A 13,508-nucleotide genomic window follows, 5' to 3' on the forward strand; every position below is an offset into this window, starting at 1 on the left:
GCCCCGGCAAGGTCAAGGGAAGGCGACACGCGCCACCGCCCCGGTCACGAGATCGGGAGGCAGCACCATCAGTTCGGCGCTGCGCGTCCACAAAAGGGCCACCTCCACCCGCCGGTCAGGCCAGATGCGGCGCAGCGCATCGGCATAGGCGCCCATCTGCCGCAACAGACCTTCGGGCACGTCCTGTGCCCGGGCGGGGATCAGGTGGTTCGACTTGAAATCCACCGCCAGCACATGATCGGGCGCGATCACCAGCCGGTCGATCACGCCGGTCATCGGCCTGCCCGCAATGTCGGTGACAAAGGGCACCTCGGCCAGTGTGCCGGGGGCGAAAAGATGCGCCAGATGCGGGGCGCGCAGCACGGCGGCGGCCTCGTCCAGCAGCGCGTCGCGATCCCCGGCACCGGGCAACAACCGCCCAGCCAGCAGCGGCCAGTCGGCCTCGGGCGCGGCGGGCAGATGTTCCAGCAGCAGATGCAGCCGCGTGCCGCGTTCCATCAGCGCCTCGCGCAGGGCCTCATTCTCTTCGGCAGGGCCGAAATCCCCCGGCAGGGCCTTGGCCCCGCCCAATTCTGAGGGTTTCAGCATCGGGGGCGGGCGCGGGGCCTCGGGGGCCGGGCGCGCGGTCCAGTCGGGCAAGGCGGTGACCTGCGGCGCAGCGGCGGGGGGCGCGGCCGCGACTTCGCCACCGGTCCAGTCCCCTTCGGCCAGCGACAACCCGCCATCCGCGCCCGCCTGCCCGCCGATCCGGGCCAGAGCGTCGCGGATCAGGTCATACCAGACCGGCGTGCCCCCTTCGGCATCGGGCGATTTCATCCGCCCCGCCGCCGCCACGATCAGCCAGCTTTGCGCCCGCGTCATCGCGACATAGAGCAGCCGCATGGATTCCGCCGTCTCGGCCTCTTTCTGCGCCTGCCGGTGCGCGGTAAGATCCGTGGGCGACTGGTCGGCGGGCATTTTCCAGACCGGCCCGCCGGGCAGAACGGCCAGTTCGCCGCGTTCGCGATGCTGGCGGGGGGCGGTATCGGGCAGGATCACGATCGGGGCTTCCAGCCCCTTGGCGCCATGCACCGTCATCACGCGGATCTTGCCGCCCGCACTGTCCATCTGGCGCTTGACCTCGACATCATCGGTATCCAGCCAGCACAGGAACCCGGTCAGGCTGGGCACCTCGGCACGTTCATAGGCCAGCGCCTGCGACAGCAATTCATCAATCCCGTCCTCGGCCTCGGCCCCCAGCCGCGCCAGCAGACGCCGCCGCCCGTCATGCCGGGTCAGCAACCGCTCAATCAGGTCATAGGGGCGCAGATAATCGGAATTGTCGCGCAGATCGGTCAGGATGGCCAGCGTCGCCGCCACATCGTCACGATGGCGCAACCGTTCCCAAAGAAAGCCCTCACGCCCCTGCGCCAGCGCGTAAAGATCGCGTTCCGACCAGCCCAGCAACGGGCTGCGCAGGGCGGCGGCCAGCGACAGATCATCCTCGGGCGTGTCCAGAAAGGCCAGCAGCGCGCGGATATCCTTGACCGCCAGTTCCGCCCCCAGCTTCAGCCGGTCCGCCCCGGCAGTCGGCAGACCCGCCGCCTTGCTGGCCGCGATGATCGCGCCGAACACATCCGAACGCCGCCGCACAAGGATCAGGAAATCGCCCGCATGGCAGGCGCGCATCCCGCGCCCGTCGGGCACCGGATGACCCTGCGCGATCAGATCGCGGATGGTTTCGGCCACCCGTGCCGCCAGCCTTGTGGCGTGATGTTCCGCCCCGATCAGATCCACCGGGTCGAACCAGTCGCGATCCTCCTCTTTCTCGGCAGGCTCAAACGGCGGCCACAGATCGACCCGCCCCGGCATCGCGGCACGAAACGCGATATGATGCATCGCCCCGCCCAGCGCGGCCTGCCGGTCGGCATCGAAGGTCGCATCCACCAGACGCAGGATCGTGGGGGAAGACCGGAAGGAATATTCCAGCTGCAGATCCTGCAAGGGCCGGTCGATGGCCGACAGCCGCCCGGCAAAAAGGTCGCGCTTTTCGTCAAAGGCCGCGACATCAGCCCCCTGAAAGGAATAGATCGACTGTTTCTTGTCCCCCACCACAAAGATCGTGCGCGACAGGGCGCGCGCGCCTTCGCCTGCAGTGAATTCGGCGGCCAGATGTTCGATGACCTGCCATTGTTCGGGGCTGGTATCCTGCGCCTCATCGACAAGGATATGATCCACCCCCCCGTCCAGCCGATAGAGCACCCATTGCGCCACCGCCCGGTCGGTCAGCAAATGACGTGCGCGGGTGATCAAATCGTCGAAATCCAGCCAGCCGCGATCCGCCTTGCGCCGTGCATATTCCGGCAGGAACACGGCCGCAAAACCGTGCAGCACCATCGCCCGCACCGCCGCCGACAGGGCCACGCGTCGCGCCCGCGCGGCCTCGACCCGCGCCATCAGCGGATTCAGCCGGTCCATCAAGGGCCCCAGCGCGCTCTGCGTGGCCTTGGTCGGATATTTGCCGGTCTTGGCAGTGAAGGGTTCCTTGGTCTTGGCCCCGCTCAGAAATTCGCCCTCCAGCGCGGTCAGCAGTTCCAGATCGGGCCGCGCGAAATCCAGCCCCGACAGCCGCGCGGCGGATTTCTGATCGGTGACGGATCCTGCGGCCATCGCAAGCGCCACCTGTGGCAGCCACTCCGCCTCACCGCCCAGAAACACATCAGCAAGGATGCTGTCGGCAGTTTCCCCTTCGGGCACGCCGAACAGCGCGCGGCAGCCGTCCTCATCCATAAAATCCGTGAAATCGTTGCGCCGCGCCGCCACCTCATCGGCCAGTTTTCCCAGTTCCTCACCCCGATAGGCGCGGGCCAACGCCTCCATCGCCGCGGGGGCGGTGCCGCCGGCCAGATCGTCAAGGATCTCATCGCGCAACAGTTTCGCGCTGCGTTCATCCATTTCGGTGAACAGCGGCGAAACCCCCGCCTCCAGCGGAAAGCGCCGCAACAGCGAGGCGCAGAAGGAATGGATCGTCTGGATCCGCAACCCGCCCGGTGTCTCGATGGCGCGGGCAAAAAGCCGCCGCGCCCGGATCAGCGCATCGCCCGACAGCGCATCGGTCACGCCCAGATCGGACAGGGCGGCGCGCAGGGATGCATCCTCTTTCATCGCCCATTCGCCCAGACGGGCAAACAGCCGGTTCTGCATCTCGCTGGCCGCCGCCTTGGTATAGGTCAGGCACAGGATCTGCCCCGGATCGACCCCGGACAGCAGCATCCGCGCCACCCGGTCGGTCAGAACCCGCGTCTTGCCCGACCCCGCATTGGCCGAAAGCCATGTCGAGGCGGCAGGATCGGCAGCGGTGATCTGGCGAAGGGTCGCATCATCAGGGAGGCGGGTCATGCCATATCCTCGGGCCGGGGGGGGTCGGTCATGTCCCATTCGCCAAAGCGGGCCAGATGATCGTAATCGCCCTCGAACCGGTCCTGCGCCACCGCGCGGCGCGACGGATAGCCCGATCCGGCCTCAAGGTAATGACCGATCAGCAACTGCAATTCCTGCCAGACCCGGTCCAGCGCATCACTGTCCAGCGGGGTGGTTTCCTCCTTCGGGGTCGATCCCAGCCCGATATAGGTGATCCCCCGCACCGCGCGCGGCCCCTGAAGCGCCGCAAAGCCGTTGCGTTCGGCCATGGCGGCCTGAAGCAGCAACTGCTTGTCGAAATGCTCCTGTTGTTTCCTGCTGGGCGGGCTACCGGTTTTGTAATCGAACAGATGCACCTGCCCGTCCGGCAAGAGGTCGATCCGGTCGGGGCGGGCGGCCAGCGTGAAATCCAGCGGGGCCAAGGGCACGGCACCCGGTTCTTCCAGCAGGACCGGCACCCCGCCCAGCCGGGAATCCAGTTCCAGAAAGAAATCCGCCGCCCGTTCCAGCCGCGCCCGCCACATCAGCCGGGCTGCGGGCCAGGGCACATCCTCGGCAAGCACCGCATCGGCGGATTGCATCAGCAGCGCATGGGCCGCGGCCCGGTCCAGCCCTTCAGCCCGGTCGCGCACGAAACGTTCCAGCACCCGGTGCAGGACCGAACCGCGCAGCCGTGCATCGGGTTCGGGTTGCAGACTGTCCAGCGGATAAAGCCGCAGCACATGCCGGGCATAGATTGCATAAGGATCGCGGATCAGCCGTTCGATCTGCGTCACGAACAGCCTTTTTGGCCGGGTTTCCACCGGGGGACGCGGCGCAGGGCGGGGGGCGGATGGGTCATGGCCGGGCCGTTCCACCGCCTCGGCCAGCGCCAGCCATTCATCTCCCCGCGCCCGCATCAGAGCCAGCGCCCCGGGGCCGTGACTGCCCGGGAGGCCGTTCATCAGATTGACAAGACGGTTGAGCCAGCGCGATGGCACGGTTTCCGCCTCGGCATTGCGCAGGGCGCGGGTCAGGATCACCGACCCCGCGCCGATGGCCTGCTGATAGTCATGCGCCGACAGCCCGATGGACCGTTCCGGCAGCAACAGCCCCGCCGCCTTGCGCATCTGGCGGTTCATCCAGGGGTCGGGGGCGGCCAGCGCAGGCCAGATCCCGTCATTCAGCCCGCCCAGAATGACCAGATCCGCGCCCTGGATCCGCGCCTCACGCGGGCCCCAGATGAACAGGCGCGGATGGGTCTCGACCGTCTCGCGCAACTGCTGACCGCCGATGACGGAGTCGAACAGATCGCGGTAATCGGCCAGCGTCAGGTCGCCGCCATGCGCGGCCTCGGCGGTCAGATCCTCAATGACGCGCAGCACAGCCGCGCCTTCCGGCCCCTGCCAGAGCCGCCCGCCCGGAACGCCGCCCGGCCCGGCACAAATCATCTCGGCCAGATCGCGATGATGCTGCACCAGCAGCGCAAGATCGGCGCCGGCGGATGCGGCCAGCCGTTCCAGCCAGTTCGCCACCCATTCCGCCCAGGGCAACGCCGTGGCCGCATCCCGCCGCGCGCCCGCCCATTGGGCCAGATCGGCCCGCACCGGAAAGGCCGGGCCATGCCGCCGCAGTTTCAGTTCCAGATCGCGGGCCAGCAGCAGATGCCCCCCCCGGTCCGCCCCGGTGGCGGTCAAGGGATGTTTCAGCAGGATCAGCAGATCGCGCGGGCGCAGCGCCTTGCCCGCAAGGCGCGCGATATGGCGCAGCATCCGCCCGCTTGCGGTCTGGGCCAGCGGACGGCCCGCGCTGTCATCGGGGCGGATGCCCCAGCGGTCCAGCGCCGCCGTGACCTGCCGCGACAATTCCCGGTCGGGCGTCACCAGCGCGACCGTGCCCTGCCCTTCAGCCACAGCCCGCATCCGCAGCGCGATGGCCAGCGCCTCGGCGCGCGGGGTCGGGGCCTCGATCAGTGCCAGACCGGCGGTGGCGGGGCGCAGATCGGGCAGATGCTGCCCTTCCTCAAGCCATTGATCGGTCACCGGGGCGGGCCGCAGCGAAAGGGACACAAGCCGGTTGCGCGCGGCATCCGGCGCGGTCTCGGTCTCGAGCCACGGGCGCAGCGCCGAAGGGTCCAGATCCAGCGCCCGCATCACCGCGCGGTTGCGATATTGCGGATGGTCCTGCCCGGTCATCGGGTCATCAAGGCTTTGCCAGACTGCTGCGGGCATGTCGGCATCAAACCCCGGCAGCAGGATCGCGCCTTGCGGCAGCCGCGCCACCGCCTGCATCAGCAACAGCGAGGTGCCCCGCGACCCGGTTGACCCGGCCACCAGAACCGGATCGGCGGGCGGGTTCTGTTGCCAATGCCCGGCCAGCGCCAGCGCGGCCAGCCTGCGCCGCCCCTCGGCATCCGGTGCCGTGGCGGGGTCGAAAAGCGGGGTGACGATGCGCATGAAATCACGCACCCTTGCCCAGTGATCGGCATGTTCGGCCACATCCAGCGCGGCAATCGCCTCGGGCGTCACCCCCTCGCCCTGCATCTCGTCGATCAGCGCGGCAAGGCTTTGCGCCAGATCATGCACCGCCGAACGCGGCGCAATACCCGGATCGGCCTCGATCAGCCCCGTGATCAGCCGCGCCAGTTCCAGCCTGCGGCGCAAAGGGGATTGCGCGGCGGGCAGATCGGGCAGCGGGCCCAGCATTTCGGGTTCCGATATCAGCCGCAGCCGGGGCAGAAGGCGCGCGCCGGTTCCGGCAAAGGCTGCCGTCACCCGCTCTCGCATCCGCGATGAGGCAAGGATCAGCGTCACCCGCGCCATTGCCTCGGGCGGGCGGTCCGCCATCCGCGCGATCAGCCCTGCAACCAGTGCCTGCGGGAAATCCGCCCCCGGCGGCAGGCCGAACAGACGCGGGGTCCCCGCAAGGGGGCCGGGATCAGAAAACATCGCCCGCCCCCCGCAGCATCGCCTCAGCCTCGGCAATCCCTTCCGGGCGGCCGACATCGCACCACCCCCCCGGATGCAGGATGCCGAAGGCGCGGCCTTGGACGATCATCCGGTCCCACAGCCGGTTGAGCGAGAAGGCGGTTTCGTCAAAATCCTGCAGACCCGCAGGGTCAAGGATCTGCGCACCCAGATAGACCAGCCCCGCCTCACCCTTGGGGCAGCGGGAGATCCGGCCCTGCGCATCCATGCGGAAATCGCCCTGCCCCGAATGGCCGCGCAAGGCGTCCGGCGGGGCCAGCAGCAGCAATGCCCCCATCCCCGCCCGCCAGCCCCCGCGCAGCGTGATCAGCGGGTTCGGCCCGGTCCAGACCGCATCACTGTTCAGCGTGAAGACAGGCCCCGCCCCCAGCAGCGGCAGCGCCTTGCGCAGCCCGCCGCCGGTTTCAAGGATCACATCCTCATGGCTCAGGGCAATGGCGGGCCGGTCCGCCAGATGCGCCGCGATCTGGTCGCCGCGATAATGCGTGTTCACCACAATCCGCCCCGGCCCCGCCGCATCCGCCAGATCCAGCGCATGATCCAGCAGCGCCCGCCCGGCAACCGTGATCAGCGGTTTCGGCATATCGGCGGTCAGAGCCCCCATGCGCGTGCCGAAACCGGCTGCGAAGATCATCAGCGCATCAGGCGTCATTCCGGTCGGGTTCCGCATTGGCCGGCGATCCTTTCGATGACCTCAGGCGTCGGGGGCGGCAGGATCTCGGCGCAGATCGGCGCAAGATCGACCAGCGCCGGATGGGCAAGGTTGCGCTGCAACTGGTCCCAGACGCGCGGGATCATCGCCAGATAGCGCGCCTTGCCCGCAACCAGACACAGCCGCGCGAAAATGCCAAGGATCCGCAGCGCCCGCTGTGCCCCCAGCACGGCATAGCTGGCGGCAAACCCGGCCTGTGGCAAACCGCGCGCAGCGGCGAAATGGTCGATCATCGCCGCCTCGGTCACGGGCAGGACATCGCGCCGCGCATCCTGCAGCAAGGACACAAGATCATAGCCCGGCTGACCCATCTGCCCCAGTTGGAAATCCAGCAGCCCGACGCGCGCCACGCCCTGCCGTTCGGGCAGCCAAAGCAGGTTTTCAGCGTGATAATCGCGCAGGATCAAGACACGCGGCCCGTCGGCATGGGTGCGCAGCGCCGCTGTCAGCGCGGCCCGAAAGGCGGCGCTGTCGGGGCGCTGCCCGGTCGCGGCATAACCATACCAGTCCGGCGCGAACCCCGCCGCATCGGCCCAATCCGCCGCCGAAAGATCGGGCAGGCCGGGTGGCGCGGCATGGGATTGCAGATGGGCCAGAACATCGGTCGCGGCGGCATAAAGCGTGGCCTCGCGCCCCGGATCGGCCTTGACCAGCCGTGCGAGCAGCGCATCGCCCAGATCCTCGATCAGCAGAAAGCCGTTGGGAAGATCGCGCGCCAGAATGGCGGGGGCCGACAGCCCGATGCCACGCAGATGGTCCGCGATGGCGATGAAATCCGCCGGATCGTCGCCGCGCCCGGGGGGGGCATCCATCAGGACCGCGCTGCCCAACGGTCCGCGCAGCCTGTCATAGCTGCGATCCGATGCATCGCCCGCCAGAAAGTGGCGCGCGGCCCCGCCCCATCCTGCGCGGTTCAGAAAATCCTGCGACAGCGCCTTGCGATCCGGGGCCTTGCGATCCGGGCCCATGGTCACGCCCCGGCCCAAAGCGTGGCAATCCGGTCCAGAAGCCCCGGACGCCCGCCCGACAGACCGGCGATGCGCCCCTCACCATCCGGCGGGGCCGACAGATGCAGATGCAGCGCGCCCTGTGGTGCCAGCGCGCCCAGCCGGTCAGGCCATTCGATCAGGCAGATCGCGGTATCGAACGCCTGTTCCAGCCCCAGTTCGGCAATCTCGTCCGGATGGCCCAGCCGGTAGAGATCGGCATGCCAGATCTCGACCCCGTCCGCCCCATAGGTCTGGACCAGCGTGAAGGTGGGGGAAGGCACGTCTTCCCCGGCCCCCAGCCTTGCGCGGATCAGGGCGCGCGCCAGATGGGTCTTGCCCGCCCCAACCGACCCGCCCAGCAGCACGACATCGCCGGGGCGCAGGCAGGTCGCCAGCAATTGGCCCAGCCTGTCCGTCTCCTCCGGCGCGGCCAGTGAAAACGACAGGGCGGGGGGCTGCGCGGCAGTAGGATCGGGGGCGGCAAGGGTCATGGCCGCGATGTTACCCCGTGGCCCCGGCAGCGCAAGGGGGGCGGGCGTACGTCAGCGCGGCAAGTCCCGTCGGGCGCAGGATCAGGCGCGGTGGCGTTTGCGGGCCGCCGGGGCGGGATTGGCGGCGATTTCCTTGGTTTTCGGGGCTGTGGCGGCAGGGGGTGCGGCGGTTTCCCCGGCCCGCCGCCCCTTTGCGCCGCCCTTGACCCGCACGGCCCCGGATCCGTCCGCCTCGGCACGGTCCGTCATGGGCCCTTCGCGCGCAGCTTCGTCGGGTTCGGCCCCGTCACGCCTGATGCCGTCACGCCCTGCCCCGTCACGCCCTGCCCCGTCGCCATCTTCCGCGTCGCCCTCTGCCCCGTCCACCTGCTCCGGAATTGCACCCGATCCGTTTTCCTCAAGCGCCGAATCCTTGGTCGCGGAGGCGCTATCGGCAGCCTTCCCAAGCCCAAACGCCACCAGCGTCGCGCTGCCCGCCAGCGGGGTGAAGCGGCAGGACAGCGCCCGCCCGTCGCGCAGCCATGTGCGGTCTGTCCATGCCTTGCGCGGCTGGATCGTGCCGATGAAATCCTCGGCCCGGTCCCAAAGCGCCGAAGGCACGCTGCGGGACCGCCAGTGATCGCAGACCGCACCGGCCTGCCCTTCCTGTCCCAGCCCCCCGGCGGGGTCGTGATCCCAGAGCCGTGCATAGGCGGCATTCGACAGCACCAGAACCCCTGCCGAGGAAAAGACCGCGATCGCCTTGTCCATCGCGTCGATCACCGCCTGTCCCAGTTCCAGATCCGCGCGATAGCGCCGGGTCTGCGACACCTCGCTGGAAATATCCTCGACCAGCAGGGCCAGCGCGCCATTCGGATGCGGACGGCCCGTCACGCGATAGGTCTGCCCGCCGGGCAGATGCCAGACCTCGGCGTAAAGCCCGTTGGCCGCCGCCTGTTCCAGATCGGTCAGCCGCGCCCGCCAGGTCCGGTAATCGCGCGGTTCAGGGATCATCGAACGGTCCCGCAGCGCATCGAAAAAGGCAATCAGCGAGGGCCGCGCCGACAGGAAATCCGGCGGCAGGCCGGTCAGATCGACCAGCGCAGGGTTGAACATGGCCAGACGCCGCGCATGATCAAAGATCGCAAGCCCTGTGGGAAGATGCGCGAAAGTCTTGGTCAGGGTCTGCATGAAGGCACGCAGCGATTGTTCCGCCTGCACCGCGCCTTCGGCAGGCATCGCGTAAAGCAGCTGCTGGCCACCCTGCTCGCGCAGCACGATATCGTACCACTCCACCCCCCTTTGACCCACCGGAACCGGCGGCGCATCCGCCACCGGAACAAGCTGCCGGCGTTGGGCCGCACCATCCGCCGCCGGGTCAAGCCGCCCGAACAGTGGCGGCAGCGGCCAGAGGATATCATCCCCCGGGCCCAGCCTTGCGGCGACCAGATCAAGATAGGCGGCATTCGCCCAGACCACCTGACCGCTGGCATCCTGACGCCAGATCGGAAAGGGGCATTGGGTGACCATCGCCGCAAGATCGTCGAATTCCTGCTGACGATGGCGCAGCGAAATGCCTGGCATACCGGCAGATGGCGCGCCCGTTTCGGACAGGGTGATCCTGATCAGCCCGCCACGCGATTCCGCGCGCAGCAGCATGTCGTCTGCACCCGCCATCATCAGCGGTCCTTCTTCGTGCAGCATGGCAAAACGGTCGGCCACGCCCGGAAAATGCCGGTCGAGATACTGCATCAGATGGGCCCGTTCGGCCCCGATGCGGCGGCCCGAACCCAGACACAACAATCCCCGTGCTGCCGGGGTGGCATCAACCAGCAGATCACCGTCAAACAGGAATTCCGCCGTGTCGCCCGTCTCGACAAATCGCCAGCGACGACGTTCGGCGAAAGGACCGGGAAAGCTGGCCAGCAAAAGCACACCCAGAATGGCCGAGAGAATGGCCGTTACCCCCAGTCCGACAAAAAGGATCGGATCGGTCATCCTGCACTGGTCCCCACTGAAACCGACCCGCCGGACTGGCGTCGGCCGATATTTTCCCACAAAATCAACCATGAGGGGAAAAAGTTAATGCAGGGTTAACTTTGAACAGACAGAAACCGCGATCACAGCCCTTACCCCCTGCACCATTCAGGGCAAATTGGGACGGTTTTCCCCAAGGGCACCCTGTCCGGTGCTGCGCAGGCTGTCGATGGGCCAGATCACCTCGATGATCGCGCCGCGACGCAGCGGCAATTCCTCGGTCCGCAAAAAGGGATTGGCGGCATTGGCAAAAGACAGTTCCGCGCCCGAGCGTTCCAGCAGCGTCTTGGCAATGAACAGCCCCAGCCCCATCCCCTCATATCCCGGTCGCGCGGCATCGGGTTGTTCGGCCCGGCGGTTGCGCACGAAAGGATCGCCGATCCGCGCCAGAACCTGCGGCGGATAGCCGGGGCCGTCATCGACAATGGTCAGCACGATGCGCCGGTCGGTCCATTGCGCGGAAACCCAGACCGCGCTGGTGGCAAAATCGACGGCATTCTGGATCAGATTGCGCAGGCCATGGATGATCTCGGGCTTGCGCAGCACAAGGGGTTGCGCGCTGTCACCGCCCGGGCCGGGTTCAAGGTCGAAATGAACCTGCTTGCCGCGCGCCAGATGCGGGTCTGCCGCCTCACGCAGCAGCGCCCCCAAGGGCGCGCGGCGCAGATGCAGGTCATCCTTGCCCGCCCGTCCCATCGACCGCAGGATATCGCGGCAGCGGTCGGCCTGATCGCGGATCAGCCTTGCATCCTCCTGCAGGTCGGGATGACCGGCCAGTTCCTCGATCAGTTCAGCACTGGTCAGCTTTATCGTGGCCAGCGGGGTGCCCAGTTCATGCGCCGCCGCCGCGACCACGCCGCCCAGATCGGTCAGCTTCTGTTCGCGCGACAGGGCCATCTGCGTCGCCAGCAACGCCTCGGACATGGCCCCGATCTCGGATGAGACGCGATGCGCGTAAAGCCCCAGAAACAGGATGCCGATGACAATGGCCAGCCAGAAACCGAATTCAAGGATACGCGGCATATAGATCGCGCGCCCGTCTGCATATTGCAGCGGCAGGGCAGCAAAGGCGGCCAGTGTCAGCAGCAGCACCGCCACCACCCCCAGCAGGATCGTCGTGCGCAACCGCAGCGCCGAGGCCGAAATCACAACCGGCGCGATGATAAGCAGCGCAAAGGGATTGGTCAGCCCCCCGGTCAGGAACAGCAGAAAGGCCAGTTGCGCCAGATCGAACAGCAGAACCAGCATCGCCTCACGGTCCGAAAGGCGGCGGTTCGGCGGAAACAGGAAAGCCGAAACCAGATTGGCAATGACCGAGGTTCCGATGACCAGAGCGCAGAACCCGACAGGCAGTTGCAGGCCGAAGTGGAAATGCCCCGCCGCGATGGCAGCGCTTTGACCGGCGATGGCCGTCCAGCGCAGCAGGACAAGCGTGCGCAGCCGCAGCCGCTGCCCACCCGGAACCTGCCCCCTTCGCTGCTGCGACATCACGTCATCGCCAGATGCCATATCCCGATTGTCCATCATGCCCTTGGACATTATTTCCTGTCACAGGGTATTGTGCCGCAATCGGGGCATGCAAGGGCGGATCGTCGCCCGATACATCCGCAAATGCAGTGGGGAAGGGCGCAGCCATGGTGAAACTCTATGCCGGACTGGCCGCAGCGGCGACGGCAGCACTTCTGGGCGGGACCTTTGGCTATATCTATCTGATGCGCAGCGATGATCCCTATGCCGCCTGCCGGAACGGGCAGGTCGCGGGCGGATCCATCGGCGGCCCCTTCACCCTGACCGATCAGACCGGCGCCAGCGTGACCGAAGCCGAGGTGCTGGCGCAGCCCGCGCTGGTCTATTTCGGCTATACGTTCTGCCCCGATGTCTGCCCGCTGGACAATGCCCGCAACGCCGAAGCCGCCGATATCCTTGAGGAAATGGGCCATCAGGTGAACCCGGTCTTCATCACCGTCGATCCGGGCCGCGACACGGTCGAGGTGATGGCCGAATACGCCGAGGTCTTCCATCCGCGCATGCAGGCCCTGACCGGCAGCGAGGAACAGGTGAAAGCGGCCGCGCAGGCCTACAAGGTCTATTCTCAGGCGCATGACAAGACTGATGACTATTATCTCGTCGATCACAGCACATTCACCTATCTGATGCTGCCGGGAACCGGCTTTGCCGAATTCTTCAAGCGTGAGGAAAGTGCTGACCGGATCGCCGAACGGGTTAGCTGTTTTCTGGACGGATAGGGGCATCGAAGCATCGGGCCCCGGGGGCGCGGGACCTGTGCCCGCAAGGGATGAAAGGGACATATCGCCATGACGACAGATTTGAACGGGGATCCGGCAGGCGAGTTTAGCCTTGATCTGGGCGAGGACCGGACGCTTTTGCTGGTCGATGATGACGAGCCCTTTCTGAAACGGCTGGCACGGGCGATGGAAAAGCGCGGCTTTCTGCCGGAAACCGCCGATACCGTCGCCATGGGCAAGGCCATCGCGCAGGCCCGCCCGCCCGCCTATGCGGTGGTGGATCTGCGGCTGGGTGACGGCAACGGACTGGATGTGGTCGAGGTGCTGCGCGAACGAAGACCCGATTGCCGCATTGTCGTGCTGACAGGATATGGCGCAATCGCGACGGCGGTGGCGGCGGTCAAGATCGGGGCCACGGATTATCTGTCCAAACCCGCCGATGCCAATGAGGTGACCAATGCACTGCTGGCGCGGGGGGAGGCGCTTCCCGCTCCGCCGGATAATCCGATGTCGGCCGACCGGGTGCGCTGGGAACATATCCAGCGGGTTTATGAGATGTGCGACCGCAATGTTTCGGAAACCGCCCGCAGGCTGAACATGCATCGCCGGACCCTGCAACGGATCCTTGCCAAGCGCAGTCCGAAATAGGGTGAAGACCAAAACAGGTTGAATTCTGCCTATCCGGGCCC

The 13,508-nt window shown here is 67.3% G+C and carries 9 protein-coding genes; 2 read left to right on the plus strand and 7 right to left on the minus strand.

Annotation, left to right across the window (positions count from 1 at the left end; all coding sequences use genetic code 11):
* Nucleotides 1-12: 12 nt before the first annotated feature.
* The 7 genes from addA to regB form a co-directional block, all read right to left on the minus strand.
* Nucleotides 13-3,378, minus strand: a complete 3,366-nt coding sequence (gene addA, locus JL811_RS05185) for a double-strand break repair helicase AddA (RefSeq protein WP_202687438.1) — start codon at nt 3,376-3,378, stop codon at nt 13-15.
* Complete coding sequence (gene addB / locus JL811_RS05190) at nt 3,375-6,326, minus strand: double-strand break repair protein AddB (protein ID WP_202687439.1); 2,952 nt, start codon at nt 6,324-6,326, stop codon at nt 3,375-3,377. The genes addA and addB overlap by 4 nt, the downstream gene beginning before the upstream one ends.
* On the minus strand, nt 6,316-7,017 hold the full coding sequence (locus tag JL811_RS05195) for a nucleotidyltransferase family protein (RefSeq protein ID WP_202687881.1): 702 nt from the start codon (nt 7,015-7,017) through the stop codon (nt 6,316-6,318). The genes addB and JL811_RS05195 overlap by 11 nt, the downstream gene beginning before the upstream one ends.
* Entirely contained in the window at nt 7,014-8,045 is a 1,032-nt protein-coding gene (locus tag JL811_RS05200; protein WP_202687440.1) for an aminoglycoside phosphotransferase family protein, read from the minus strand. The genes JL811_RS05195 and JL811_RS05200 overlap by 4 nt, the downstream gene beginning before the upstream one ends.
* Nucleotides 8,046-8,047: 2 nt before the next feature.
* Nucleotides 8,048-8,557, minus strand: coding sequence for a tRNA (adenosine(37)-N6)-threonylcarbamoyltransferase complex ATPase subunit type 1 TsaE (gene tsaE / locus JL811_RS05205; RefSeq protein WP_202687441.1), 510 nt, complete (start codon nt 8,555-8,557; stop codon nt 8,048-8,050).
* An 81-nt stretch (nt 8,558-8,638) separates the two neighbouring features.
* On the minus strand, nt 8,639-10,534 hold the full coding sequence (locus tag JL811_RS05210; RefSeq protein ID WP_202687442.1) for a PAS-domain containing protein: 1,896 nt from the start codon (nt 10,532-10,534) through the stop codon (nt 8,639-8,641).
* Nucleotides 10,535-10,681: 147 nt separating this feature from the next.
* Entirely contained in the window at nt 10,682-12,061 is a 1,380-nt protein-coding gene (gene regB, locus JL811_RS05215; protein ID WP_202687882.1) for a sensor histidine kinase RegB, read from the minus strand.
* Nucleotides 12,062-12,207: 146 nt separating this feature from the next.
* Here regB and JL811_RS05220 point away from each other — a divergent pair, with 146 nt between their 5' ends.
* Both JL811_RS05220 and JL811_RS05225 read left to right on the plus strand, forming a co-directional pair.
* Nucleotides 12,208-12,819: an SCO family protein gene (locus JL811_RS05220; RefSeq protein ID WP_202687443.1), complete on the plus strand. Its 612-nt coding sequence runs from the start codon at nt 12,208-12,210 to the stop codon at nt 12,817-12,819.
* A 69-nt stretch (nt 12,820-12,888) separates the two neighbouring features.
* Nucleotides 12,889-13,467 (plus strand): ActR/PrrA/RegA family redox response regulator transcription factor, encoded by a 579-nt coding sequence (locus JL811_RS05225; protein WP_202687444.1) that lies wholly within the window; start codon nt 12,889-12,891, stop codon nt 13,465-13,467.
* Nucleotides 13,468-13,508 lie beyond the last annotated feature (41 nt).

It is taken from the genome of Szabonella alba, from assembly GCF_016765775.1.
Lineage (GTDB): Bacteria > Pseudomonadota > Alphaproteobacteria > Rhodobacterales > Rhodobacteraceae > Szabonella > Szabonella alba.